This window comes from Candidatus Villigracilis saccharophilus (assembly GCF_016711665.1).
Map to the genome: position 1 here is coordinate 19,852 of NZ_JADJSO010000066.1, position 25,867 is coordinate 45,718.

Here is a 25,867-nt window from a genome sequence, read left to right on the forward strand (position 1 = left end):
GCGATGAAAGACATCTATCGCGGAACCCTTGTTCGCCTGTCGGATGATTCCCCGGAACTTCTGGCAAAAGCCTTCGCCAGATGGGATCGTGACACCGAGCAGCACCGTCTCGCTGACAGCGACCCGGCTCAATTGTGGTCTGAAAAGAAAATAAAGGAGTTTCAGGAAAAGCGTGCTGAAACAAATTCGAAATCGTTTCGATTTTCCATTCATAGCTTGGATGAAGATAAATTAATCGGCGGCGTGGGTCTGTGGATCAGTTCATGGACCCATGCCGAAACATGGCTGGGCATCTCGATCGGCGAGCGTGATTACTGGGGCAGGGGCTACGGCACAGATGCGATGCGCCTGGCGGTCCAATATGCATTCCTTGAGCTTGGACTCCGCCGTGTTTCACTTGGACTGCATGCCTACAATGAGCGTGCCTTGAAATCCTACCAAAAAGTTGGTTTCAAACTGGAAGGCCGGATGCGCGGCGAAGGGCTGCGTGATGGCGTCCGCTATGATAGTTTGTGGATGGGCATTCTGCGCGAAGAATGGCTTGCCTTGGCGGAGACGAAATGAAGGACATCTTCAAAGGCCAACTGGTCAGACTTTCTGCAATGGATCACGAAGAGTTTGGCAGGGTGTACGCGACCTGGAACCGAGACTCTGAGCTTATGCGCCTGATGGATTCAGGCGCATCAGTTTTACACTCTACTAAAGCGGGTAAGGATTTTTTTGAAAAGATGGTTGAAAAAAATTCGCCCGAACATCATTTTTTTAGTATTCGCGCGCTTGAAGATAATCGCTTGCTTGGCGATATCAACCTGGACGTGGTCAATAACTGGCTTGGACGAAACGCTTTTGTTGGGATCAGCATTGGTAACCGCGAAGACTGGAGCAAAGGCTATGGCACGGATGCCATGAAACTAATATTGCGTTTTGCGTTTACCGAGATCAATCTGCACCGCGTAACGCTCACCGTTTTTGAATATAACCCGCGTGCTGTTCGTTCCTACGAAAAGGCGGGCTTCCGCCATGAAGGACGGATCCGCGGCGCGTTATTGCGTGACGGAAAACGCTGGGATATGTTTTTTATGGGTATCCTGCGCGAAGAGTGGATTGATCTGAATCCATAACAATATCGGAAATTGTCCAAAGATGTTGCAGACCGAGGAATTTCGCATGAGAAAATCTGTGAACATCCAAATGACCTGCGGATAAATGACTCATGGAATTACTCCCTTATAAAGGACTTCAGGATCTGTATGCGATGCTGGACTTGCTGGCAGAGGGGCGCAGAGCAGAATCTCCAACATATTATGTCCATCGCGGTGATCTTCAATGGTGGCTTTTTTATACGGATGTTCCGCAGGAGGCCTGGCAAACGCATATCCGCCTTTTGAAAGAAGGTGAGCGCCTGCTTGGATGGGTGCTCCTGTCTTTTGACGTTGGCGCGTTCGATGTGTATGTAGATCCAGTCTTGCAAGGTACGCCTCGTGAATATGAACTCCTGGCCTGGGCTGTGGGGCAAATGTCTGCTTTCGATGAGGTTCAAACCGTATGGATCGCAGAGAATGACGCCTCCCGCATTCACTGGCTGCAAGAAAATGGATTCTCAGTTGATGAAGAGCATCTTGTCCTTTTGAAGCGCGTCTTATCTGGACCTTTGGCTGGTCCAGCATTACCAGATGGATTCAGCCTGCGTAGTTCGCGCGGCGAAGCGGATGCGCGTTTACGGTCAGTTGTTTCGCACGCGGCTTTTGGCTCAAAAAAACCTTTTGAAGAATATTGGCCGCGGACATTGCGGTTCATGCAGTCACCCGTGTATGAGCCGGAACACGAGATCTTTGTCATTGCGCCAGATGAACGCGCGGCTGCGTTCTGCATCATTTGGACGGATGAATTAAATAAGATCGGGCTGTTCGAACCTGTAGGCACGCACCCGGATTTTCAGCGAATGGGACTCGGGAAGAGTCTGCTCTTCGAAGGCTTGCGCAGGCTCAAGGTTGAGGGCATGAACGAGGCCTCTGTCTGCGCAGTCAGTACGAATCCAGCCGCGATCCATTTGTATGAATCTGTCGGCTTTGAAAAAAGTAAAAAATTATTGACATATACAAAGAGAAAAAGCTGAGAACAAAATGACAACCATAAAAACTCTTTCCAAAAATCTGATTCTGCGCCACGCCGGTTGGACCGACCTCGAGGCTGTGGCTCAACTCATCTACGATGTCTGCGAAGCGGATGGCGATACGACCGTTGCGAATACTCCCGAGGAACTAAGGAATTGGTGGAGTACGGAAGGATTCAACATTGAAACGGATGCCTTTGTCGTTGAGGCACAGGACGGGCGTTTGGCTGGCTATGAAGAATTATTCAACGAAAACGCCCATGCCCACTTAAACGCCGATGGTTATGTTCACCCGAAATTCAAAGGACTTGGTGTGGGCACATCTTTATTGCATGCGGCAGAGGTCCGCGCCGGCGAACATATTCCACTGGCCGCGCCTGACTTGCGCGTTTTCATCCGCGTTTCAACAGATAGCAAGGATGAAACAGGCAACGCCATGTTTGTACACGAAGAGTATTCTGTCATTCGCCACCACTGGCGGATGGAGATCAAACTGGATGAGGCGCCGTTTGCGGCTATCCTGCCTGAGGGAATCGAACTGCGTCCCTTTATCCGCGAACAACATGACCGTTTGGTTTGGGAGGCGGATAACGAAGCCTTCCGCGACCACTGGGGAAGTCATGAATCAACTTTTGAAGAATGGCAGCATCGAAAATTTGGCAAATCTGATTTTGACCCGTCCTTGTGGATGATCGCGTGGAACGGAGATCAGATTGCCGGCTATTCGCAAAATCGCTTCCGCATGGGCATCGGTTGGATCGGCACTTTGGGAGTTCGCCGTCCGTGGCGTAAAAAGGGATTAGGGCTGGCTTTGCTCCAACATTCATTTGGCGAATTCCACAAGCGCGGCATGAACACCATCGGACTGGGCGTGGATGCCTCCAACCCGACGGGTGCGACCCGTTTGTATCAACGGGCGGGCATGTACGTGGCGAGTGAATTCGTCACCTATGAGAAAGAACTGCGCGCGGGCCAAAATCTGGAAAAATGAAAACCCGACCCGCAAAGCGGGGAATTTCGTGTAGAATCAAGTTATTCTAGGTTTTACGAAAGGATACTATTATGAACCTGCGTTGTATTTATTGTCAGACTCCCTTCACCCTTGCTCGCGCCGAGATGCTGGGCGCCATCGTTACAATGAATGAGAAGAGTCAGACTCATTATGATGCTCATTGTCCACGCTGCCGCCGCGCCAATTCCATATCCCGCCAGCGGATGGAATTGTTCTTCCCGAATTGGCAGGAAGCCGCCAAGCAGGCTGCAGCAGAAGCGAAAGCCGAGGCAATGCCAGCCTCTGCCGTAGCCAAGACAGAGCCGCTTCCCAAGGTTGCTAAAGCCAAGTCCGCTGAAAAGAAGACCCCTGCAAAAACAGCGAAGGCTCCTGCGGCGAAGAAATCAACTGCCAAGCCTGCCGAAAAGAAGGTGGCTGCAAAAGGCAAAAAGAAATAAAGCTTTTGAATTCATGACAAAGCCGAAAAGACCCAGTGTCTTTAGGCTTTGTCTTTTAATATGGGATAAGACCACTATGACGATCCGTGCTGTTTTTTTTGACTTTGGCGGTGTGATCATGCGCACCGAATTTCAGGCTCCGCGCCAGCATTTGGCTGAGCGCTTTAAGATGGATTATGACGATATTGATAAGGCGGTCTTTGGAAGTGACTCTGCGCGCCGTGCTTCGATCGGAGAGATCAGCGAAGATGCACATTGGGCGGAAGTGCTGAAGCGATTGCGGCACCCTGTTTCTGAAAAGAAAGCCTTTGTAGATGAGTTCTTTGGCGGCGATGTCATTGACCGCACCCTGGTTGAGACCATTCGCTCACTGCGCGGTAAGGTCCACACAGGCTTGATCTCCAACGCATGGAGCGGTTTGCGCGAATTTATTACTAAAGAGAAGGTCATTGATATTTTCGATACTGTCATCATTTCGGCGGAGGTTGGCGTAGTAAAGCCGTCAGCTAAAATATATGAGCTCGCGCTGGAACAGGCAAAGGTCAACGCGAAGGAAGCGGTCTTTGTGGATGACATGAACGCCAATATCGAGGCCTGTGAAAAGGTCGGGATGCAGGGAATTTTGTTCAAGGATCCGCAGGATTGCCTGGGTCAATTGAACCGATTATTGAAGATCAAAAAATAGTTTGGGGATATAAAAATAGTTCTTTTAAAAAGGTAAAAATGTTTCCCAGCTTAAAGGTAGATGCTACAAAAGTCTATTTATTCATTGAGTTTACAGCATCGGCATTCTTCTCGATGATGTTCGTCACGACATCATTGTATGAAGCAACGGTTGCCGGGCTGACCCCGCTGCAGCTTGTACTGGTTGGAACGACTTTGGAAGTTGCGGCTTTTGTTTTTGAAATTCCGACCGGCGTGGTCGCAGATGTGTATTCACGGCGCTTGTCCATCATCATCGGTTATTTTCTGATGGGACTTGGTTTTCTCATTGAAGGATTCTTTCCTGCTTTCATTCCCATTCTTCTCGCGCAGGTGGTCTGGGGGTTGGGATATACCTTTACCAGCGGCGCAACGCAGGCGTGGATCTCAGATGAGATCGGCGAAGAACCTGCCAATCAGCTTTTTCTGCGCGCCACGCGGGTGGGCTTGACCGCATCCTTGATCGGAATGGGATTGGCGATGTTCATTGGCGCGAACAACGTTGCGCTGCCTATTCAATTTGGCGCTGCAGGTGTGCTAGCGATCGGTTTGGTGCTTATCTTCATCATGCCTGAGACTGGTTTTCAACCCGCATCCAGGGAAGATCGCAATAACTGGCAGCACATGTGGCATACTTTTAATCAGGGGCTGATATCGGTCCGTGCCCGCCCGCGCTTGATCAATATTCTCGGTGTTGGTTTATTTTATGGTTTGTACAGCGAAGGTTTTGACCGCCTGTGGGTGAAGCATTTAATTGATAATTTTGAAATCCCGGTCATCTTTGGGAATAATCAGGTCGCATTCTTTGCCGTTCTTCGAATCACAGCCTCCGTGCTGACAATCTTTGCGATCCGTTTTGTCGAGAAGCGCGTGGACTCGGGGAGTCCGCTCGCGATAGGGCGCGCCATGCTGATCGTGACCGGGTTGATCGCGTTCGCGATGGTTGGCTTTGCGATTTCACCGTTTCTTCCTTTGACTTTGGGACTGTATCTCGTCATCAATATTTTTCGCAGCGTGAGCAATCCGCTCTACTCAGGGTGGGTAAATCAAAAACTTGATCCGCAGACTCGGGCGACCGTCCATTCAATGGCGGGGCAGGTAGATGCTTTTGGACAGATCGCGGGTGGGCCAAGCGTTGGTCTGATCGCAAAATTCCTGTCGGTTGTCGCGGCCATCACGACTTCGGGTCTGTTGCTTTTACCGGCCATGCTGCTCGTAGGCAGAGCCAACTCTCAGTCCATGCAAGAGGCGGATGCCGGAGAATTTGAGTCGGTTTCAGAGTAGGCTCGGAAAACTGCCGTGTATTTCATCCATTTTTCCTTTTCTTTGCAAGACGGTTAAGTGGTTTAATTGACGCATTATCTGCTAGCATGTATAATTTTGAAAACTGTTCCTATGGGATGGTTAGTAGAGGATCAATGGCCCTGCGTGGAAATTTACGTGATTTTACAATTACACAACTTCTAAATTTGATCAACCTTGCCAGCAAGACCGGTACGTTGGTGGTGGATGGAGTTTCGGAGCAGGCGTATATTTCATTTCGTGACGGCAAACTTGCCTACGCGCGTGTGGGCAAGGAGGATGGCAGTCTGGCGTTGGTCCTGCATAAAGCCAATAAGATCAATGTCAATCAATACCGGGCGATCGCAGACCGCGCAGGACAGATGACCGATAAGGAACTGGGACTGCTTCTTATTAATGCGGGGTACGTCTCTCAGGAAGAGATCCTCGTGAATTTGCAGGGATACTTTACCGATGTGGTCCGGAAACTGTTCTCATGGGTGGAAGGCATCTTCCGCTTTGAGACTGACATGCTGCCTCCGGATGGGCGTATTAATGTGCGCCTTGACCTCGAGAATATTATTATGGAAGGTTCGCGCCAGTTTCGCGAACTGGAACATTTGCAGGATGAGATCCCCAGTCTGGACATGGCGCTTGTCTTTACGGATCGGCCGCGCACGAATGTGAATTTGAGCGTGGATGAATGGAAAGTGGTCAAGTTTGTGGACCCAAAGAATACCATGCGCCAGATCGCCAGTACCAATAAATTGAGCGAGATCGAGATCCGTAGGATCGTATATGGTCTATTACAGGCCGGGCTGGTTGAACTGGCGCGCCCCGCAGGTCTGGCGGTTGTCCAAAACCCGAAGATGTTCCCAACGCCGAATAAACAGGAACAAAGGTCGTTGATCAATAAATTGATCGGACGTATTCGGGCAATGTAGTTATCTGTTTTAGAGGATAGAAATTATGCAAACGGTCAAAATGGTAGTGACAGGTCCCTTCAGCGCTGGCAAGACTCAGTTCATTCAGTCTGTCAGTGAAATTGATGTGGTCGCCACGGAACGCAGGATCTCATCCGAAGAAGAACGTGCCGTTAAATCTTCCACAACCGTGGCGATGGATTTTGGACGCATCACAGTGGACGAGGATCTGGTGCTGTATCTGTTCGGGACACCGGGCCAAAAGCGTTTTGACTTTATGTGGGAAATCCTTTCGGAAGGCATGCTGGGATTTGTCGTGATGGTGGACAGCACCCGTCCGGAAACATTCCGCGAGGCACGTTCGATCTTGGAGACGTTCCGAGCATATGCGCCGACACCTTTTGTGGTGGCTGCAAACAAGCAGGATATGGAAGATGCCTGGGATCTTGAAGACGTGCGTCATGCCCTGCGACTGGACAGCAAGACAAAACTTTTACCCTGTGTAGCGACCAATCGCGATACCGTCAAATCGGTATTGCTTGAGCTGTTGTACAGCATCCTAAAGGAAATGGAATCCGGCAAGTAGGCGGCGGGTTTACGATTTTCTGTGTCATCCATCACCACTGATCAGGGAATAGTTCATTACGAAGTGTACGGACGCGGGCGTCCGGTTATTCTCTTGCATGGATGGCTTGGTTCGTGGGGACTTTGGCAGGAAACAATGGCGTATTTGGGCGCGTTCTATCGCACGTACGCGCTGGATTTTTGGGGGTTTGGGGAATCAGGAAAAAAACGCGAGACCTACGCGGTCTCGGATTTTGTCAGTCTTGTAGATCAATTTATGGAGCAGTTGGGGATCGTCAACGCGCCGCTGGTGGGGCACAGCATGGGCGGCACGGTCAGCCTGTCTGTCGCGATCAAATATCCGCAAAGGGTCAGCAAAGCGGTCGTGGTCGGGTCGCCGATGATCGGTTCCTCGCTCGCGCCGCTGCTTAAACTGGCAGGCTATCGCGGGATCGCGTTCATGCTTTTCAATATGATGCCTGTCTTTCGCGCGGGGATGAAATTGTATTCCCCGCTCATCTGCAGGGATCCGCGTTTTCCGCAGATGATGGATCGCGATCTTTCGCGTACGACCGTTGAATCTTTCCTGCGATCTATCGCTTCCCTGCGACGCACCGACTTAACTCCCATGCTTTCGCAGGTCAAGATCCCCGCGATGGGCATGTACGGTGATAAGGATGTGATCGTTCATCCGAAGCAGTGGCAGCCGATGCTTCAGGGCATTCCACATGCAGTCATTGAGCGCTTCCCGACAGCGGGGCATTTCATCATGCTGGAAGAACCGACCGCGTTCACTCAAAAACTGAAGGCATTTCTTGATCAGGAAACCCCAACTTTATGAGCTCAGACTCCTTCTTCTATCCTCAAAAAATGGGGAGGATCATGTTGACCGGTATGGAGGAGGTAATGGGTTCGCACGGGGTGGACGCCATCCTGCGCCTTGCCTCGCTTGAGCAATATATCCAGGGTTATCCGCCCGCAAGTACAGAGCGCGATTTCCCATTTGAGACGATCAGCCTGTTACAAAGCACGCTTGAGCAGAATTACGGTCCGCGCGGCGGGCGTGGACTGGCACTGCGAATCGGGCGGGCTTGTTTTTCGTATGGTCTTAAGGAATATGGCTCGATGCTTGGCTTGACCGAAATGGCTTTCCGCCTGCTTTCACTACCCACGAAATTAAGCGCCGGCACCAAATCCTTTGCTGACCTATTCAACAAGCATACCGATCAAAAAGTACGCGTTGAAGAAAAGGGCAACAAGATATTCTGGCATATAGAACGCTGCCCATTATGCTGGGGGCGGACCACCGATGAGCCGGTTTGCCATCTTGCTGTCGGCCTCTTGCAGGAATCATTATATTGGCTAAGCGGCGGAAAGGTATTCGATGTAAAAGAGACCACCTGCGTTGCCCAGGGTGATGCGGATTGCACGATCGTGATAGATACAACTCCGTTTTCATGATCTCAAGATCTTGCAGGTCTTTAAGACGTCCGAGGTCGGTTTTATCGCTCATAAAATTCTTCTAAAAAACTCTATCACGACTTTGTTGAGGCGTTTTATCACAGACTTTGATTTATAATTCTGCCCATGCTTAAGATCATCCTGCACGCGCAGAACCCGATCATGCCATTTTGTGAAACCGCGCGTGAACTGCGGATCCAAAATTCGCCGCTCTGGCTGCATCAGCGTAATTTGCTCGCGCCGTACGTCACCCGTGAGCTGGAATTGAAGCCGGGGGAACCGCTTCTGCCTGTAAAAGAACCCACCATCGTTTATCGTGACAATCTGTTTTTTGATGAATTCTATATTCAAGCCTTTATCGAAGCGGCGAAGAAAAAGAACCGCCCTGTGCGCGCAGCATTTAGCACGAATGACGCCGCCTTTCGTGAACACGCCCTGCCGCTTTCTACATCTTTTACGCCCGCCGGTAGTTTGTATCTGGCAGACCTGTGGTATTACCCCAACGGCCCAACAGCGAGCGTTGAACCGCTTGTGATCGACATGCAGGCGCGTGAGATCGGCTATTATCATGTTCCGACCTATATGGGAGATCAAAGCGGCGACCTTGTTTTCCAGGTGCCGTTGCGCGCCATGCTCGCCATTGATTCATGGGTACATGTCTTTGTCGCGGATATGGTCTTCGGTCAATTTGCGCGCGGCGCGCGTTTTGAAAAACGTGCCAATGAAGAGCTTTCATTTAAACTTAATATCCTTGGCAGGGCCATCTATGAAGGACGGCAGGTGTTGGAAAGTTCTGTGGCTGTAAAAGTTGGCAAGAACTGTGTCATTGACCCCAGCGCCGTGATTAAGGGACCTGCCATCATCGGCGACAATGTCACCATCAATGCGGGCGCGGTCATTGATAACAGTTACATTGGCAATAACGTCAATATATCGCAAGATGTGCAAGTCATGCTTTCAGTGGTGGGAGACGGCGCTTTTCTGCCTTTCCGCGCTGCATTGTTCATGACCACCCTTATGGAAAACAGCATGCTGGCGCAAAATACCTGTCTGCAAATGTGCGTTATCGGCAGGAATACATTTATAGGCGCCGGGTCCACTTGGACAGATTACAACCTCATTCCCGCGCCCATCCGTGCCCGTGATGGAAATGGCAGGTTGAGCTTGTCCAATCGTCCCGTGCTGGGCGGCTGTGTGGGGCATAACTGCCGCATCGGTTCCGGCATGATCGTGTACCCCGCGCGCACCATCGAATCGGATGTTGTGCTGGCGGCTTCTGACAAACGCCGTGTGATCGACCGCGATATTTCATTTCAAGATAGCGACCATCATAATTTAAAACTCGCGCACCTGCATCAGACCCCGTATCACAAGAATGTAAAAGATAAGGCTGAGTCATGGTAAATGGGTATCGAGTTTTGTCGAGATAAAATGGACAGCTTCGCCTTTATCATTCATCCCATTGAACCCAAGCGGGATGTAAGCCGCAAGTTCCCGTTGCTGGGAAAAATATTAAACGAAAGACAAATAGATTTTTTTTCCACCTTCTTTCCGCCCGTTTATATTTCAGAGATCGAAGGAATCACCTCGCAAGCCACGGGCAAGACCGTCAAAGGCTGGTTCATTGCCTGTCCATATACTCCGCGCCGCATGTTGCAATTGCCCGAGCGCACGGTCTATCGTAAAATTATTCAAACGGGACGCATGGCTGAAAAACTGGGCGCGAACATTCTTGGTCTCGGCGCATTTACCTCCGTGGTCGGCGATGCGGGCGTGACCATCGCAAACGCGCTGGATATTCCCGTCACCACCGGCGACTCGTACACGGTTGCAATGGCGGTGCAAGCCATCCGTGAAGCGGCGCGCGTGATGGATATAAAAATGGAAGAGGCGACGGTGGCCATCGTGGGCGCCACGGGCGCGATCGGGCGCGTCTGTGCTGAACTGTTGGCTGGTGAAGCGGCACGGACTTTGCTCCTCGCCCGGGATGAGAAAAAACTCGAGGCCTTGCGAGACAGGCTTCAGCTTAAGTCCCGAGGCGAAATTGTCATCAATACGAAGATGGATATTTTAAAGGAAGCGCAATTGATATTGACCGTTACCAGTTCCATTCACGATGTCATCCGCCCTGAATTTTTGCAGCCAGGCAGCGTGGTTTGCGACGTGGCGCGCCCTCGTGACGTTTCTGCAATGGTGGCGGCAGTGAGAGATGATATATTAGTGATTGACGGCGGAATGGTGGATGTGCCGGGTGATGTGGATTTTCACTTTAACTTTGGTTTTCCCGAAGGAAAGGTGTACGCTTGCATGGCTGAGACCATTGCGCTGGCCTTGGAAGGCCGCTTTGAAGATTACACCGTGGGCAGGGATATCACAGTTGAGCGTGTTAAAGAGATCACCGCGATCGCTGAAAAGCACGGCTTTCGCATGAGCGGATTTCGTTCGTTCGAACGTGAAGTAACAACTGAACAGATCGCAGCCGTTAAGAAAAATGCGCGCATTGGCGCGCTGCACGGCTAGTGGAGGCTTATATGGGAAATGCTCGCCTTTTGGTAGTGGAAGATGATGTAGATATCGCCAACATGCTTAAGATCTATTTCTCAGGCATGAAATATGATGTCGATGTGGCGCATCGGGGACGCGACGCTTTGGAGAAGGTTAAGCGCGCTCTGCCGCACTTGATCGTGTTGGATATCATGCTGCCGGATATTGACGGGTATGAGGTTTGCCGCAATTTGCGGGTCAGCACACGCACCAGCCACATCCCTGTGATATTCCTGACACAAAAAGATGAACGCAGCGACAAACTGCAGGGGCTGGAGCTGGGCGCGGATGATTACATCACCAAGCCTTTTGATATCGAAGAATTAAAACTGCGTGTGCAGGGAGCCATTCGCCGTTCAGAGCGGGAGAGTCTCACTGATCCGCGTTCCGGCCTGCCTGCGGGCCGCTTGATCGAAGAGCAGCTGCGCCGTATCATCCGCGAGAAAGAGTGGGCGCTGCTGGATGTGCGCCTGAATCATTTCGAACCTTTCAAGGATGTGTATGGATTTGTTGCGGGCGATGATGTTGTCCGTTTTGCTGCGATGGTGATCGGAGAAGTGGTGGACGAACTCGGTACAATGAGTGACTTCATCGGCCACGCGGGCGGTGATAATTTTATTATTATTACGACGAACGAGGCAGCGCCGAATATTCGCAAAAGGCTAAAGGAACGTTTTGCAGAAGAAATACAGACCCACTATAACTTTATCGATCGTCAGCAGGGTTTCATTCAAGCACCCAGAACGGACGGTGTTTTGGAGAAAGTTCCCTTCATGACCTTTGCGGCGGGATTGGTTTCGCCGAGTTCGCATTCCTTTGCCGATATCCGTGAGATCACGGAGCTTGCGGCAGAAGCGCGCCGTCAGGATGCGGCGTCCGATTCCTCCGTCTGATAAGGCGGGCATTTTTCATGTTTTCCGGAGTTGGCGTTAGCCTGTTCATTGCCGGGCTGGTATGTATCATACTGGTCTGGGTGGTATTGCGTATATTTTTGCGTCCACAGGTCAATGCACAATCTAATTCCACCCCCCTTATATTCCCCGAATCGACACAATCAGATCAAGCGGTGATCATCCTCCAACCGGGCGGACGGGTGGAATATATCAGCGCGTTTGCGCGTTCCTATTTTAACTTGCACGAGAATGAGCCTTATGACCTTGAGCGTCTTGCGCGGCGGGTTCGTCCTTCCAGTGACTTTCTTGATATATGCGCTGTCCCTGGACAAAAGAGGGTTTCGCTTGACGGCAGACTGGTAGAAATCGCGTCTTATGAAATACCAGGCGTTTTTCCAATGATGCTGGTTTCTTTGCGCGGTAAGGATATGCTCCCCGTGCTGGATGATGGGCATGGCGCTTCGGAAGAGATCCTGCAAGTGATCACTGATTTTGGACAGGGGATCGCGGAAAGTCTTGACCTGCAAACTACGGTACAAGCCATTCTGAAAAATGTCATCCGCCTTGTACCTTCGGATGTGCTTGAGTTGAAATTGTGGAGTTCTGAAAGACAGGTCCTGGTTCCGTATCGTTATCAGGAAGCTGTGGTCAGCGCAGAACGCGTCGCACCTGAATCTTTTTCTCAATTTGGCAGTTTGACCAATCAGTTAACCGCGCGTCATGCACCCATCCTGATCTCAGATGCTCAGTCACAGCCGGAACTCACCTTGAACGGGGAACTGCTTCCGATCCAATCCTATTTGGGAATTCCCCTCATGGCGGGCGGCGAATTGGTCGGCGCGCTGGAGGCGGGTCAGGTTGGAGGCGGCGCGTTTGGTCAGCATGACCTTGATCTGTTGTCTTTGGTATCAGCCCAGGCAGCGGTCGCGATCCGCAACGCAAAATTATATGAAGAGGAGCAAAAACGCGGGACAGAACTTGCCGGTCTTGCCAATTTGAATCAGGCGCTTGGTTCTGTACACGATTTTCAGGATATTTTTGCGCGGTTGTTGGAGAGCGTCACCCCGTTATTTCCAGCAGAGGTTGTCGGATTTCTTCTTTATGATGAAGATAAGCGCGTGCTCGAAGGCAGGATCCCGTTTCGCGGGTTGCCGCCGCATTTGGTGGAGATCTATCGAGTTGCGGTTCCAGTGGGCGGCTCTGCTGAAAAGGTTATTGCATCCCAACAATCGATCTTTACATTAAGCGCGGCCGGCGATGAGACCTGGCGTGCCCTGGGTCTTGCCGATATTGCAACTGCCGCCAGTTTACGAGACATGGCGCTTATGCCTTTGTTGTCTTCAGGGCGCATGCTTGGATATTTGCAGGTCGGTCATCATACACTCGGCACGCTTTCCTTTACCCCGCAAGAGATCCGCTTGATGAATATTGTTGCAAACCAGGCTGCGGCGGTGATTGAAAATGTGTTGCTGGTGCAGCAGACGCGCTTGCGTGCCCAACGGTCTGACGCATTACATCGGATCGCCAGTCTTTCAGGGTCATCCGCCACACTTGAAGAAATCTTAAAATATTCTGTGCAGGAATTAGCGCACCTGTTTCAAGCTGATACAGGTGCGATCTTCCTGTTGGATGAATCGCGCGGTGAACTTCGTCTGCGCCGTGAGTCAACGTTTGGCGTTACAGATGCGATCAGTAAATCCTTCCTTCAGATCTTTGTGGATGATCCCAATTATTCCCATACGGTATCTGGAAGCCAAAGATCATTTCTCTCAGGACATCTCAGCACGGATAGAAGGGTATTACCCGCTTACCGTCCATTGGCTGATGCTCTTCGAATGGAATCAGCGGTCGTGGTGCCATTGGTGGTGCGTGAACAAAGTATCGGCGAAATGATGTTGGGAAGTTACAAAGCGGATTTCTTCAATGCCTATGATCTTCAAACCATCTCCACAGCGGCTGGTCATTTGGCGACTGCGGTTGAATCCGCCGCATTACTCGCGCAGACGGATGAATCTTTACGCCGCCGCGTGGAACAGCTTTCCGCGATCATGCGCGTCAACCGCGAGTTGGGCGCGTCGCTTGATCTTAGGCATTTACTCCAGATCATTCACGATGAAGGGCTGCGTTTGGCTCATGCGGATTGCTCTTCGATTATTCTTTTTGAAGCAGACAGCGATGCGTCTGACCCGCGCATCGAATTATCCATTGGCTGTGAACGCGGGCGTGAATTATTTGATATTGAGCGGGATATCCTGAAAAAAAATGAACTTCAGGTTATATCTGATTTCTCCCGTGAAAATATTTCCGCGCCGCACGAAAATGTGCGTTCTGCCATCATTGCTCCGATCAATTATCAGACGCGTGTGATCGGTTTGGTCACCCTGCATTCAAGTCGTCCCGATTTCTTTAAACTGGAAGCGGCTGAGCTGGTGCAAGCGCTGGCTGTGCAGGCCGGTATTGCCTTGAGCAATGCCCAGCATTATCAAACCGAGAAACAGCGTGGTGAGCTGATGCGCCGCCGCGCGGATACGCTTGTACGGCTGGCAGATGTAAGTTATGGCATTAGTAATGAACAGCCGTTGGAGCAGGCATTGCAGACCATTGCAAGCGGCATTCGTGATGCAACTCCCTTCCGCGTGGTTTTGATCAGCATCATGGAGGCGGAACAAGGCTTGCTGCGTCGTGTTGCCGCCGTTGGAATTCCACAGGAAACGCTGTCTGAACTATTTGCCCGAAAACAACCGCTGGCTGGTATGCAGCAGATCATGCGTCCAGAATTTAAGATCAGCCGTTCCTTTTTTATTCCGATTGACCGATCTCCCGTGGTGCCTTCAGATGTGCACATGATCACATTGGATGTATCCGCGGCTACTTCCAAAGCTGCGAATACCTGGGACGCGGATGATGCCCTGCTCATTCCGCTTGAAAATACCGATGGCGAGATCGTGGGTTTGATCAGCCTTGACGATCCATTGAATGGACTTCGCCCGGATCGGGCGGCGATCGAAACTGTTGAGGTTTTCGCCGCCCAGGCTGCTTTGTTGATCAGCACGACTCTGCGTCAGCAGGAATTACACGCGCGCATTGATTCACTGGCTTCCGGCTTGCTGCGCCAGCAAAAATTACTTGATATCACACAGAATGATCTGCCGGTACTGCTTCATAAGGATCTTGAGTTAACCATTTCCCTGCATAATTTGGATCGGCGCACCCAGCGGGTGCGGGCAGGTCTCGCTATTACCGAATCGGTCAGCCGCCAATTGGATGCTTCTTCCGCGCTTTCTGCGCTTGGGCGTGAAACGCTGACCCAGCTTGGCATGTCTGTGGCGTTGGTGGCTGAGAATACACTGGACGGTCCGCGTCTTTTGCATGTTCTCGGCAGTTTGCCGCGTTCCACGAACGTGGAGGCTTTATTTGGTCAGCGCAATCCATTGCGTGCCTGTCTGCAAAACGGCATGCCCATCTTGATAGCAAGTCTGGATGAAAGCGATGAATGGCGCGACGCCTCCCTGTTGACTGCGTTGCGCGCAAAAGGCGTCATTTGTCTGCCTGTTATGATCGATAACAAACCAGTGGCAGCCATGCTTGCTGTCAGCCCTGAACCCATGCCTGCCTTCACTGTGGAAGACAATCAGGTCTATTTACAGATCGCCCAACAGACTTCCCTGATCCTGCAAAATATCTCCCTGTTGAATCAGACGCGCCGCCGCCTCGAAGAAGTCAACCTGCTCCTTGACTTTAGTCACCAGCTTTCGGGGATGGATCCTGAGGCGGTGATCAAGTCATTGCTCGACAGTTCGCGGAGGGTCATCCAACATGGACACGCGGGCATGGTGTTGATCTGGAATCCGAAAACTGAAATGCTGGTTCCGCATGTGGTTTCTGGATACGCCGATAACGACAGTATGCTAAAGATCCATTACCGCATGGGGGAGGCATTGCCCGGTAATACCTTTGCCAATAAAGCGGCGCGCCGTGTGGATGAAGTGAAATTTACGCGTGATTACAACTTGAGTCCTGAAAACCTGGCATTGTATCGTCAGGCCACGGGCGGCCGTTTGCCGGTTTCAAGCTTACTCATTCCGATTGTTACCAAAGAACAAAACCTGGGGCTGCTTGTCCTGGATAATTTCAATACCACTTCGGCTTTCAGTCATGAAGATGAAGTTCTGCTGTTGTCGCTTGCCCAGCAGATCGCTCTTTCACTTGACAACCTGCGCCTTGTGCAGGCAACACAGGAGCGCGCCGGACAATTGCAGGCTTTGAATAACGCGTCCGCTTCGCTCACCTCCAGTTTGCGCAGCGATCAATTGATCAACACCCTGCTCGATCAATTAGCCCCTATCATTCCGTATGATACGGCCACACTCTGGCTGCGCGACAATGACCGCCTTTCCGTGGCCTCTGCGCGCGGATTTCCAGATTCAGAGCCCCGCCTTGGGCTGTCTGTTTCGGTTTCAGACAGTGTGCTTTTCAAGGAAATGACCAGAACCGGCCAACCAATTTCGGTCAGGGATGTGCGTGAGGATTCACGCTTTATGCCGGTGGAAGCTCCGCGTCTTTCATGGCTTGGCATTCCGTTAATTTCCAAAGGTGATTTGATCGGCGTGCTTGCTGTCGAAAAATGGCAGGCGCATTTCTATACCCGCGAACAATTACAGGTGGCATTAACCTTTGCGAGCCAATCTGCGGTTTCGTTGGATAATGCCCGTTTGTATGAAGACAGCGTCAGTCGTGCCACACAACTGGATCAACGCTCCCAGCGGCTCACATCACTCAACCGCTTCACATCTGGTTTGACCGGCATGTTGGATGCTGAACAGATCTTGAATTTGACCGCTGATGAATTGCTCAAAGCCTTGGGCGTTCAGCGCGTCTCCATTCTGACCTTTGAGCGGGGCCGGGCGTACTGGAGAGTCACTGCCCCCCGTATGAAGATCAAATTCCCGCGCCGGTTGCCTGATGCGCCTATATTTAGCCGCCTAAGCGAATCATTGGGAATTTTCAACACCAATGATCCCCGCCATGAACCCGATCTTGCATCGCTGATGGAACTGCTGGATGAAAATATTTCGGCTTTGCTCATCCTGCCGCTGATAAGTGGGCAGACTCTTGCGGGGTTGGTTTTCGCACAAATGGCAGGCGGAGAACAATTCGGTTCGAGTGATGTGGAGGTGGCGCGCACCATTACGAATCAATCCATCATTGCGCTTGAAAATGCCCGCCTGTACCAATCCACGGTTCGGACCGCCGAGCGATTGGCAATCCTCAACGAAACCAGCTCATTGGTCAGCGCGAGTCTGGTCCCGGAAGAAATCTATGCTTCTGTGCATAAGGCGGCGGAACGCCTAATGCCGGCAGAATCTGTCGTGATCACCCTGTTGGACCAGGAACACAATGAGATCGAGCCGGTCTATTTATTTGATCTCGGAAAACGCATCCCTGGCGAAAGGGTTCCGTATGGCAAAGGATTAAGCAGCGAGGTTATCAAGAGCGGCAAGCCGGTGCTGATCTCAACGTTGGAACAGGCCAATACCATGGATACAGTCCAGACCCGTGCTGGCGATGATACTCAATCTGTTGTGGCTGTTCCAATGATGCTGGGCGGAAAAACACTCGGTATGCTTTCTGTTCAAAGCTATCAGGCAGGCGTGTATTTTGAAGAGGATGTACAGATCCTTGGCACGCTCGCGAATCAGGCGATTGTCGCTATTCAAAACGGGCGTCTCTTTGCGGAAACACAAAACCTCGCGGCTATGTTGGAAATGCGTGTTATCGAGCGTACTTCGCAGTTACAACACGAACAACAAAATACAGAAACCCTTCTTCATATTCTCACTGAAGTATCATCCAGCCTTGACCTTGACCGTGCTTTAAGTCGTACCTTGTCATTGCTAAACGACGCCACCGGCGCCGAACAAGGCACGATTCTGCTGTTGAATGCGGATGATAATCTGTTACATTTCCGCGCTGGGTATGGATTTGTATCAGGCCAGGGTGACACGGCTGACCAGGATCTCACACTGAAGATCGGTGAAAGTTTAGCTGGCTGGGTTGTCCAGAATCGCGAAGCCGTACTGGTCAATGAACTGGATAAAGACCCGCGCTGGCTGCAAAAGAAAATGTATGGGCAGGATCACCGCAGCAGCATTGTGGTGCCGATGATGGTCGGCGCGGACGTGATCGGGGTGTTGATGGTTTTTCACCGCACTGCTCATTTCTTCAATTCGGAAATGCTCATCCTCGTTAAAGCAATTGCCAGTCAGGTGGCGGTTGCTATTAACAATGCGCATCTCTATGAATTGATCCGCGACCAGGCGGAGCGCCTTGGTGTCATGCTGCGCAAGGAACAAGAGGATGCCAGCCGTTCACAAGCCATCCTTGAAGCGGTGGCCGATGGCGTGCTGGTCACCGGCAAGGAGAACCGCGTCACCTTTGTCAATTCATCCGCAGAGAATATTCTTGGCGTAACTGGCAGCGAGCTGCTTGGCAGATCCATGGATGCTTTTGGCGGTCTATTTGGGAAAGCCGCGACTTCGTGGAAGGATACGATTCGCTTTTGGTCTGCAAACACAGCCTCTTATCGCGCTGGTGATACGTATGCCGAACAACTGGAACTCGAGGATGACCGCATTGCGTTGGTCCACCTTGCGCCAGTCATATTACAAAACGATTTTCTTGGAACCGTGTCTATTTTCCGCGATATTACGCATGAGGTGGAGGTGGACCGCTTGAAATCCGAGTTTGTCGCGACCGTCAGCCATGAATTGCGCACTCCCATGACAGCCATCAAAGGCTACGTGGACATCCTTACCATGGGCGCGGCGGGCGCTTTGAATGAGAATCAAATGCACTTCCTCGATGTCGTCCGCAATAACATAGACCGTCTCAATACCCTTGTGGGCGATCTGCTGGATATTTCGCGCATCGAAGCGGGACGCGTCACCCTTAATCCAGAATCCGTAAACCTCTACGAGATCGCCGAAGAGGTGATCGAAGAAGTGCTTCGCCGTTCACGGATAGAAAATAAACCGATCGCGTTATCGTTGGATGCTTCAAAAAAATTACCCGCCATCAAGGGCGATCGTGAACGTGTCCGCCAGATTCTGGGGAGTCTCGTCGACAATGCCTATAATTACACGCCTCAAAATGGAACGATTACCGTGAATATGCGCCAACAGAATGATGATATCCAGGTGGATGTACAGGATAACGGCGTGGGGATCGCACTTGAGGAACAACCGCGTATTTTTGAACGGTTCTTCCGCGGCGAGCATCCGCTGGTCCTTGCAACCCCGGGCACCGGTCTCGGCCTTCCGATCGTACGCCAGTTGGTTGAAATGCATAATGGCCGCATTTGGATGTCCAGTGCGGGTGTGCCGGGTGAAGGCAGTGTTTTTTCTTTCACCCTTCCAATCTATAAATAATGGAGTTTGTATGGCAAGGATACTCATAGCAGAAGACGAACCAGATATTCGCGAACTTGTGGCATTTACTTTGCGGTTTGCCGGGCACGAGGTCACCGCCACCGCCAATGGAGAAGAGGCGGTCCAACAAGCCGTGCAGGTTATCCCCGACCTGATCCTCATGGATGTGCGTATGCCCAAAATGACCGGCTATGAAGCCTGCCGTTTAATGAAAGCCGACCCGATCTTAAGGGATATTCCAGTGGTCTTTTTATCCGCCAAGGGACAAGACTCTGAGATCCAAACCGGTATGGATGTAGGCGCGGAGGATTACATGCTCAAGCCCTTCGCCCCCACGCAACTTACTGAACGGGTAAAGGCCATTCTCGCAAAATTTGGAAAATAGTTTTTAATGAGCGCGATCATTCTTGATGGTTCGATAGTGCATTACGAGGCTTTGGGACGCGGCCGTCCCATTGTCTTTCTGCACGGCTGGGTCGGCTCATGGCGTTACTGGATCAACGCCATGCAGATTGCCTCCACATCGTTCCGCGCTTACGCGGTTGATCTTTACGGCTTTGGGGATACCGCGCGCGACCCGCAGCACTATTCCATTGACAGCCAGGCAGACATGATCAACCGCTTCCTTGAAGAAATGGGCATTGGCAAGGTCGCGATCGTTGGCCATAACCTTGGCGCGCTGGTTGGTTTATCCTTTATCAAGAAATGGCCGCAGAGTATTGACCGAATGATGGCAGTTAACTGCCCGCTTGATTATGAAGCGATCAACATCCGTACGCGGACTGCCTCCATGGCAGAGCTTGCCGAATGGCTGGCTGTTCGGACTCCCGATGGCGCTTCCGCTCTGGCAGACGCATCCAAGGCCGACCTGCTGGCTGTTTCTGCTTCGATAAAGGGATTCGAGTCGACCCCGTTGTTTCCTGAGATCCGCAACCTTGGAATTCCCTGCCTGTTTGCCAATGGTGCGAACGACCCTGCGGTTGCGCCGCCTTCACAGGAAAAGATCGATCACTTTCCGAATCACATGCATCAGATCACCCTTGATGGGACGGGGCATTTCCCAATGGTGGATAATCCAAATCAATTCAACCGCCTGATGACAGATTTCCTTGCACTTGACTCAGGCGCAAGTCCGCGGGAACTGCAGTTGAAGGAAGAATGGAAGCGCAGAGTTCGCTAGAGAGACCGTCAAACACTGGCGGTCTTTTTGTTTGCCAATTTTTGCCTTGACATTCCCCCTTCACGGTCATATACTCTTTTTAACAATTGAACGGGGAGCCTGCTCGACAGGCTGAGAGGAGCGCAAGCCGCTCGACCCGCATTACCTGATCTGGTTAATACCAGCGGAGGGACTCTTGATTCACTCACAGCCATCCTCCGTCCTCGGAGGATTTTTTGTTCCCAAAACGCATCATCATCTTCGCCAACGGCGACCTGCCCGATTTGGAAAAAGCCCGAGCTCTTCTGCATGAAGATGACCTCATTATCGCCGCAGATGGCGGTACACGTCACGCGCTCGCACTTGGGCTTACACCCAACGTAATCGTAGGTGATCTTGACTCATTACCTGCCAATTTCGAGATTTCAAAATTTGAAAATGAAGTGATTCTTTACCCCCGTGATAAAAACGAAACTGACCTCGAACTCGCCATTCAACATGCGCTGACCTTGAACCCCGAACAGGTCATCATCCTCGCCGCCCTCGGCGGACGCCTTGACCAAACCCTCGGCAATATCGCCCTCATCAGCAACCTTCGACCTTCAACCTTTGACATTCACCTCGACGACGGCATCGAAGAAATTTTCTTCTGCCGTGATACCTGCGGAATTAACGGAACACTCAACGACCTTATTTCGCTTATTCCCTGGCAGGGTGAAGTTTTAGGCATCGTCACCACAGGTCTGAAGTGGCCCTTGCAAAATGAAACTTTATATCCAAACAAAACACGCGGCATCAGCAACGAAATGATAGGCGAGGCGGCAACGGTCCAGATCAAATCTGGCTTGCTGCTCATCGTCCATCGTCGAATCAATAACTCTAATTACCAATTACTGGAGACTACGAAATGAAACGCCCTGCTTTTTAGCCTCAGGACTTTGCTTTTTACTTTTTACTTTATTCCTCGCCTCCTGCGCGCCTGCCCCCACCCCAACAAGACCCCAAACCATTACCGTCATGACCCACGACTCATTCGCCATTGGCGAGGACGTGGTCAAAGCCTTCGAAACGGACAGTAACGCCAAGGTCTCTTTCATCCAAAGCGGTGACGCAGGTTCCATGCTCAATCAAGCCATCCTGACCAAAGATGCTCCCATCGCGGATGTCATCTTCGGCGTGGACAATACCTTCCTCTCCCGCGCACTCGAAGCGGATTTTTTCGAAACGTATCAATCACCCGCATTAAGTGACATTGATGACGAATTCAAACTCGACCCGTCCAACCGCGCCCTGCCCGTGGACTATGGCGATGTGTGCATCAATTACGATAAAGCCTATTTCACTGAAAATAATCTCGCTGTTCCCCACTCTTTTGAAGACCTCGCGAAACCTGAGTACAAGGATTTACTGGTCGTGGAAAACCCTGCCACGTCCTCCCCTGGTCTTGCCTTCCTGCTTGCCACCCGAGCCCACTTTGGCGATGACTATCTTGCCTACTGGCAGAGCCTGAAAGCCAATGGAACCGTCGTTGTAGATGGCTGGGAAACTGCCTACTACACCAACTTCTCCGCCTCATCTGGCAAAGGACCGCAGCCAATGGTTGTCTCATACGCATCCAGTCCCGCCGCAGAAGTATTCTTCGCCTCCGAGCCGTTGCCCGAATCTCCGACCGCTTCCATTGTTGCATCAGATATGTGCTTTCGTCAGATCGAATTCGTAGGCATTCTCAAGAACACGCCCAATCAAGTCCTCGCCCAAAAGTTTGTAGACTTCATGCTGAACCAGAAATTTCAGGAAGACATGCCGCTTAATATGTTCGTTTATCCAGTCAATAAAAACGCAAAACTTCCAGAAGTCTTTACAAACTTTGCACAGGTCGCAGAAAGTCCTGCTGTGCTTTCGTATTCAGAGATCGCATCCAACCGCGATGAATGGATCGAAGCATGGGCAGCGGCAATGAAATAAACAATTAAATGCAAAATAAAGATTTAAACCACGAAGGCACTGAGACACTGACACGTGCACAAAAGTGTAGAGATAAAATTCTCCGTGTCTTTGTGTCTCCGTGGTTTGTTCGTATTTCGCTCTGGCTCGCACCGATCCTCTTCCTGCTCTTTTTCTTCTTCCAACCTCTCGCGCGGATCATCACACTTGTGTTTGATTCTTCTGCGTTCACGCAAAAGAATTTTGAAGTCATCCGCTCTGTTGCTGGATTTACTTTTTATCAGGCGATTCTCTCCACCGTATTAACGTTCGCCCTTGGCCTACCCTCCGCCATTCTCTTTTCGCGTTTTAATTTTCACGGCAAATCCCTGCTTCGTGCCCTCACTGCCGTTCCCTTCATGCTTCCTACCGTTGTCGTTGCATCAAGTTTCAATGCGCTCTTCGGGAATCACGGTTTGTTCTCTTTCTTCATCCCTCATCCTTCACCTTTCATCCTTATTCTTACCGCCCATATTTTTTACAACACCACCATCGTTATCCGCATTGTCGGCAATGCCCTCTCGCGCCTTGACCCCAAACTCGAAGCCGCCGCCCGTTCCCTCGGCGCGGACTCATTCCACGTTTGGAAAAATATCACCCTTCCGTTGTTGCGCCCATCCTTGCTTGCCGCCGCGTTGCTCGTCTTCATGTTTGATTTCACCAGTTTTGGTGTCATTCTTTTATTGGGCGGCTCGAACTTCTCGACCCTCGAAGTGGAAATTTACCTGCGTGTGCTCAAACTTCCTAACCTGCCGCTCGCCGCTCTGCTTTCAATAATTCAATTGATTTTCACCCTCATCTTTTCCATCCTCTACACCCGCACCATCAACCAAGTCACCACCCAAACTGCGCCAAGATTTTCACTTGCGAACAAACCAAAAAACATAAAAGAAAAAATCTTTGTCGCCATGCTCTGCATTCTGCTTTCTGCATTCTTCCTTCTGCCTTTGCTCTCCCTCCCCATCCGCTCGCTCACCCGCCTCGAAGCAGACCGTGGGCAACGCGGCGAAGTCCAATACGGATTTACAACCGACTATTACAAAGAACTTTTCATCAATCGCCGCGGCTCCTTATTTTACGTCCCGCCGATTCAAGCCGCCTTCAACTCGCTTGGATATGCCAGCGTCACCGTTTTTCTTTCGCTCGCGCTCGGTTATCCCGCTGCGTACGCGCTTGCCAAACCGACCCGTCTTGAAAAATTTCTCGACCCGCTCATCATGCTTCCGCTTGGTTCGTCAGCGGTCATGCTGGGACTTGGCTTCATCATTTCTTTCGGACGTTCGCTTGCTTCGCCGTGGTTTGTCCCCATCGCGCACACGCTGGTTGCGCTGCCATTTGTGATTCGCACGCTGCAACCAGCGCTCGCATCGATTCCTGAGCGGTTGCGTCAAGCCGCATCCACTTTGGGCGCGTCGCCTTTCCGCGTTTGGCAGACTGTTGATTTTCCGATTCTCTCCCGCGCTACACTGAGCGCCGCCACTTTTGCTTTCACAGTTTCGCTTGGCGAATTCGGCGCCACCCTTCTGCTCACTCGCCCCGAGTACCCGACCATCCCGATTGCCATTCAACGTTTTCTTTCCCAGCCTGGCGGTCTCAACTTTGGTCAGGCGATGGCGATGGCGACTCTGCTCATGCTGCTCACCACGCTTGCGATTCTTGCCATCGAAAAACTGCGCCTTTCCGACTCTGGAGAATTCTAAAATGCTCGAAGTTCGAAACATCGTCAAAGCCTACGAAGGCAAACCGCTCCTGCGCGGCATTTCATTTTCCGTGGCGCAGGGCGAAACCATTTGCTTGCTTGGCGCATCGGGCAGCGGAAAGTCCACTCTCTTGCGGATGATTGCTGGTCTGGAGTTTCCTGAAAGCGGGCAGATCCTGTTTAATCAGATTGACCTTGCCCAAACACCGCCTCACCTCCGCGACTTTGGCTTGGTCTTTCAAGACTATGGGCTTTTTCCTCACCTGAACATTTTTGACAACGTGGCGTTCGGGTTGAAGATGAAAATTCTGGAATCAAACAGCTCGCTGTTTGGCATATCCCGACAGCAAGCTGTCGGACTTCAGAGTCGTGTGGCTGAAATGCTGGACTTAGTCAATTTGACAGGCTTCGAAAACCGCAAAGTGACCGACCTCTCAGGCGGCGAGCAGCAGCGTGTTGCACTCGCCCGCGCCCTTGCGCCGAGTCCGCGCCTGTTGATGTTTGATGAACCCCTCGGCGCATTGGATAAATCTTTGAAGGAAGATCTGCTGAATCAAATACGCGCCATTTTGCATAAGACAAAAATCCCTGCCATCTATGTCACCCACGACCAGGATGAAGCCTTCACCGTCGCAGACCGCATTTTGCTTTTGCACGACGGTGAGATCATCCGCGATGGCGCGCCTGATGAAGTGTGGAACAGCCCAAACTCTGTTCAGGCGGCGCGGATGTTGGGCATGGGCAATGTCATCGAAGGCGTATTTGCTTCGGTGCATAAAGTCAAAACAGAGGTTGGCATATTTACTTTGAATTGCAAGCACAGACACTCAATGGGAGAATCAATTTCTTTGCTACTGAAACAATCAGAAGATGGCGATGACGAGATTCAACTCAAAGTTGAGGATGTGCTCTTTGATCGGGACCAGTTTCAAGTTAAGACGGGAAGCGGGCTTGTCATCCACATGAAGAATGCACCGAAGGTTGGTGAGATTGTCAAAGTAAAGATTAAGGTAGAATGTCTGGCATGAAAGTTTTGAAGAAAAATCTTGCAGATGAAGTGACATGGCAATATGAAGGCGTGGTTTTGAGCCGCGAAGAAAATGCCATTACATTGGAAGCCTTGTTCAATCGTGATGATATGCCGTTTATGGACATCACGCTGAAACGCAATGACCGCTTCGTGGAAACATTTTATTCAGACCGCTGGTATAACATCTTTGAAATTTACGACCGCGACGATGATCATTTCAAAGGCTGGTATTGCAATATCGGCAAGCCCGCCATCATTGAAGATGACTTTGTTTCGTATGTTGATCTTGCTCTGGATCTTTGGGTTTCTGCGGATGGAACCCAAACTGTTTTGGATGAAGATGAATTGGACGAGTTAAATCTAGACGATGAACTAAAACGAAGAGTTTATGATGGCTTGAAGGAATTGCAGATATTCCTTAAAACAAAAAATCCTCCATGTTGATTGGAGGATTTTTTGTTGGGTCAATTAGAAATTTAGTGACTGCATGATCTGGTCGCCGAAGAACCAGCCGCCCGCAACAAAAACGCAGCAACAGCAGAGCAATACTGCAACAACAATGCCAATGATAAGGGCGGTGTTATTCTTTTTCGGGGCTTCCGGGGTTACAGGCATTTCGTTCATGATTTCTTCTCCTTG

General features: G+C 51.0%; 23 protein-coding genes and 1 riboswitch. Of the genes, 22 read left to right on the forward strand and 1 reads right to left on the reverse strand.

Going from position 1 to position 25,867, the window contains the following annotated elements; genetic code table 11:
• The first annotated feature begins 3 nt into the window (after nt 1-3).
• From IPL17_RS21005 to IPL17_RS21110, 22 genes are all read left to right on the forward strand, one after another.
• Nucleotides 4-564 (forward strand): GNAT family protein, encoded by a 561-nt coding sequence (locus tag IPL17_RS21005; RefSeq protein WP_345309045.1) that lies wholly within the window; start codon nt 4-6, stop codon nt 562-564.
• Nucleotides 561-1,121: a GNAT family protein gene (locus IPL17_RS21010; RefSeq protein ID WP_345309046.1), complete on the forward strand. Its 561-nt coding sequence runs from the start codon at nt 561-563 to the stop codon at nt 1,119-1,121. Before IPL17_RS21005 ends, IPL17_RS21010 begins: the two co-directional genes overlap by 4 nt.
• Before the next feature lie 92 nt (nt 1,122-1,213).
• Entirely contained in the window at nt 1,214-2,116 is a 903-nt protein-coding gene (locus IPL17_RS21015; RefSeq protein WP_345309047.1) for a GNAT family N-acetyltransferase, read from the forward strand.
• Between the two features lie 7 nt (nt 2,117-2,123).
• Nucleotides 2,124-3,104 carry a GNAT family N-acetyltransferase gene (locus tag IPL17_RS21020; protein WP_345309048.1) on the forward strand — a complete coding sequence of 327 codons (981 nt, stop codon included), beginning with the start codon at nt 2,124-2,126 and terminating at the stop codon, nt 3,102-3,104.
• 71 nt (nt 3,105-3,175) lie between these two features.
• Complete coding sequence (locus IPL17_RS21025; RefSeq protein WP_345309049.1) at nt 3,176-3,562, forward strand: hypothetical protein; 387 nt, start codon at nt 3,176-3,178, stop codon at nt 3,560-3,562.
• 76 nt (nt 3,563-3,638) lie between these two features.
• Nucleotides 3,639-4,247 carry an HAD family phosphatase gene (locus IPL17_RS21030; RefSeq protein ID WP_345309050.1) on the forward strand — a complete coding sequence of 203 codons (609 nt, stop codon included), beginning with the start codon at nt 3,639-3,641 and terminating at the stop codon, nt 4,245-4,247.
• Nucleotides 4,248-4,285: 38 nt separating this feature from the next.
• Nucleotides 4,286-5,548, forward strand: a complete 1,263-nt coding sequence (locus tag IPL17_RS21035) for an MFS transporter (RefSeq protein ID WP_345309051.1) — start codon at nt 4,286-4,288, stop codon at nt 5,546-5,548.
• A 134-nt stretch (nt 5,549-5,682) separates the two neighbouring features.
• The gene (locus IPL17_RS21040) at nt 5,683-6,489 is read left to right on the forward strand and encodes a DUF4388 domain-containing protein (protein WP_345309052.1); all 807 of its coding nucleotides are present in this window, start codon (nt 5,683-5,685) and stop codon (nt 6,487-6,489) included.
• A 25-nt stretch (nt 6,490-6,514) separates the two neighbouring features.
• On the forward strand, nt 6,515-7,054 hold the full coding sequence (locus IPL17_RS21045; protein ID WP_345309053.1) for an ATP/GTP-binding protein: 540 nt from the start codon (nt 6,515-6,517) through the stop codon (nt 7,052-7,054).
• A 21-nt stretch (nt 7,055-7,075) separates the two neighbouring features.
• A complete protein-coding gene (locus IPL17_RS21050) occupies nt 7,076-7,873 on the forward strand; it encodes an alpha/beta hydrolase (RefSeq protein ID WP_345309054.1) in 798 nt (265 codons plus the stop codon).
• A complete protein-coding gene (locus tag IPL17_RS21055) occupies nt 7,870-8,493 on the forward strand; it encodes a V4R domain-containing protein (RefSeq protein WP_345309055.1) in 624 nt (207 codons plus the stop codon). The genes IPL17_RS21050 and IPL17_RS21055 overlap by 4 nt, the downstream gene beginning before the upstream one ends.
• A 126-nt stretch (nt 8,494-8,619) precedes the next feature.
• Nucleotides 8,620-9,897: a DapH/DapD/GlmU-related protein gene (locus IPL17_RS21060; protein WP_345309056.1), complete on the forward strand. Its 1,278-nt coding sequence runs from the start codon at nt 8,620-8,622 to the stop codon at nt 9,895-9,897.
• A gap of 27 nt (nt 9,898-9,924) precedes the next feature.
• Nucleotides 9,925-11,013, forward strand: a complete 1,089-nt coding sequence (locus IPL17_RS21065) for a KR domain-containing protein (protein WP_345309057.1) — start codon at nt 9,925-9,927, stop codon at nt 11,011-11,013.
• Between the two features lie 11 nt (nt 11,014-11,024).
• On the forward strand, nt 11,025-11,930 hold the full coding sequence (locus tag IPL17_RS21070) for a response regulator (RefSeq protein ID WP_345309058.1): 906 nt from the start codon (nt 11,025-11,027) through the stop codon (nt 11,928-11,930).
• A 17-nt stretch (nt 11,931-11,947) separates the two neighbouring features.
• The gene (locus IPL17_RS21075; RefSeq protein WP_345309059.1) at nt 11,948-19,357 is read left to right on the forward strand and encodes a GAF domain-containing protein; all 7,410 of its coding nucleotides are present in this window, start codon (nt 11,948-11,950) and stop codon (nt 19,355-19,357) included.
• A gap of 10 nt (nt 19,358-19,367) precedes the next feature.
• The gene (locus IPL17_RS21080; RefSeq protein ID WP_345309060.1) at nt 19,368-19,742 is read left to right on the forward strand and encodes a response regulator; all 375 of its coding nucleotides are present in this window, start codon (nt 19,368-19,370) and stop codon (nt 19,740-19,742) included.
• Nucleotides 19,743-19,748: 6 nt separating this feature from the next.
• Nucleotides 19,749-20,537 carry an alpha/beta hydrolase gene (locus IPL17_RS21085; protein ID WP_345309061.1) on the forward strand — a complete coding sequence of 263 codons (789 nt, stop codon included), beginning with the start codon at nt 19,749-19,751 and terminating at the stop codon, nt 20,535-20,537.
• An 81-nt stretch (nt 20,538-20,618) separates the two neighbouring features.
• Nucleotides 20,619-20,726, forward strand: a riboswitch (TPP riboswitch).
• Nucleotides 20,727-20,752: 26 nt separating this feature from the next.
• A complete protein-coding gene (locus IPL17_RS21090) occupies nt 20,753-21,427 on the forward strand; it encodes a thiamine diphosphokinase (RefSeq protein WP_345309062.1) in 675 nt (224 codons plus the stop codon).
• Nucleotides 21,399-22,481: a thiamine ABC transporter substrate-binding protein gene (locus IPL17_RS21095; protein WP_345309081.1), complete on the forward strand. Its 1,083-nt coding sequence runs from the start codon at nt 21,399-21,401 to the stop codon at nt 22,479-22,481. The genes IPL17_RS21090 and IPL17_RS21095 overlap by 29 nt, the downstream gene beginning before the upstream one ends.
• An 8-nt stretch (nt 22,482-22,489) precedes the next feature.
• Nucleotides 22,490-24,199: an iron ABC transporter permease gene (locus IPL17_RS21100; protein WP_345309063.1), complete on the forward strand. Its 1,710-nt coding sequence runs from the start codon at nt 22,490-22,492 to the stop codon at nt 24,197-24,199.
• A 1-nt stretch (nt 24,200) separates the two neighbouring features.
• Nucleotides 24,201-25,226 carry an ABC transporter ATP-binding protein gene (locus IPL17_RS21105; RefSeq protein WP_345309064.1) on the forward strand — a complete coding sequence of 342 codons (1,026 nt, stop codon included), beginning with the start codon at nt 24,201-24,203 and terminating at the stop codon, nt 25,224-25,226.
• On the forward strand, nt 25,223-25,672 hold the full coding sequence (locus IPL17_RS21110) for a DUF402 domain-containing protein (RefSeq protein ID WP_345309065.1): 450 nt from the start codon (nt 25,223-25,225) through the stop codon (nt 25,670-25,672). Before IPL17_RS21105 ends, IPL17_RS21110 begins: the two co-directional genes overlap by 4 nt.
• A gap of 24 nt (nt 25,673-25,696) precedes the next feature.
• Here IPL17_RS21110 and IPL17_RS21115 read toward each other — a convergent pair whose 3' ends face one another.
• Complete coding sequence (locus tag IPL17_RS21115; RefSeq protein WP_345309066.1) at nt 25,697-25,852, reverse strand: hypothetical protein; 156 nt, start codon at nt 25,850-25,852, stop codon at nt 25,697-25,699.
• Nucleotides 25,853-25,867: the final 15 nt, after the last annotated feature.

Bases quoted from the DNA above. Each gene is read 5' to 3' on its own strand.
- IPL17_RS21005 (WP_345309045.1), top strand. From the start codon at position 4: ATGAAAGACATCTATCGCGGAACCCTTGTTCGCCTGTCGGATGATTCC.
- IPL17_RS21010 (WP_345309046.1), top strand. From the start codon at position 561: ATGAAGGACATCTTCAAAGGCCAACTGGTCAGACTTTCTGCAATGGAT.
- IPL17_RS21015 (WP_345309047.1), top strand. From the start codon at position 1,214: ATGGAATTACTCCCTTATAAAGGACTTCAGGATCTGTATGCGATGCTG.
- IPL17_RS21020 (WP_345309048.1), top strand. From the start codon at position 2,124: ATGACAACCATAAAAACTCTTTCCAAAAATCTGATTCTGCGCCACGCC.
- IPL17_RS21025 (WP_345309049.1), top strand. From the start codon at position 3,176: ATGAACCTGCGTTGTATTTATTGTCAGACTCCCTTCACCCTTGCTCGC.
- IPL17_RS21030 (WP_345309050.1), top strand. From the start codon at position 3,639: ATGACGATCCGTGCTGTTTTTTTTGACTTTGGCGGTGTGATCATGCGC.
- IPL17_RS21035 (WP_345309051.1), top strand. From the start codon at position 4,286: ATGTTTCCCAGCTTAAAGGTAGATGCTACAAAAGTCTATTTATTCATT.
- IPL17_RS21040 (WP_345309052.1), top strand. From the start codon at position 5,683: ATGGCCCTGCGTGGAAATTTACGTGATTTTACAATTACACAACTTCTA.
- IPL17_RS21045 (WP_345309053.1), top strand. From the start codon at position 6,515: ATGCAAACGGTCAAAATGGTAGTGACAGGTCCCTTCAGCGCTGGCAAG.
- IPL17_RS21055 (WP_345309055.1), top strand. From the start codon at position 7,870: ATGAGCTCAGACTCCTTCTTCTATCCTCAAAAAATGGGGAGGATCATG.
- IPL17_RS21060 (WP_345309056.1), top strand. From the start codon at position 8,620: ATGCTTAAGATCATCCTGCACGCGCAGAACCCGATCATGCCATTTTGT.
- IPL17_RS21065 (WP_345309057.1), top strand. From the start codon at position 9,925: ATGGACAGCTTCGCCTTTATCATTCATCCCATTGAACCCAAGCGGGAT.
- IPL17_RS21070 (WP_345309058.1), top strand. From the start codon at position 11,025: ATGGGAAATGCTCGCCTTTTGGTAGTGGAAGATGATGTAGATATCGCC.
- IPL17_RS21075 (WP_345309059.1), top strand. From the start codon at position 11,948: ATGTTTTCCGGAGTTGGCGTTAGCCTGTTCATTGCCGGGCTGGTATGT.
- IPL17_RS21080 (WP_345309060.1), top strand. From the start codon at position 19,368: ATGGCAAGGATACTCATAGCAGAAGACGAACCAGATATTCGCGAACTT.
- IPL17_RS21085 (WP_345309061.1), top strand. From the start codon at position 19,749: ATGAGCGCGATCATTCTTGATGGTTCGATAGTGCATTACGAGGCTTTG.
- IPL17_RS21100 (WP_345309063.1), top strand. From the start codon at position 22,490: ATGCAAAATAAAGATTTAAACCACGAAGGCACTGAGACACTGACACGT.
- IPL17_RS21105 (WP_345309064.1), top strand. From the start codon at position 24,201: ATGCTCGAAGTTCGAAACATCGTCAAAGCCTACGAAGGCAAACCGCTC.
- IPL17_RS21110 (WP_345309065.1), top strand. From the start codon at position 25,223: ATGAAAGTTTTGAAGAAAAATCTTGCAGATGAAGTGACATGGCAATAT.
- IPL17_RS21115 (WP_345309066.1), bottom strand. From the start codon at position 25,852: ATGAACGAAATGCCTGTAACCCCGGAAGCCCCGAAAAAGAATAACACC.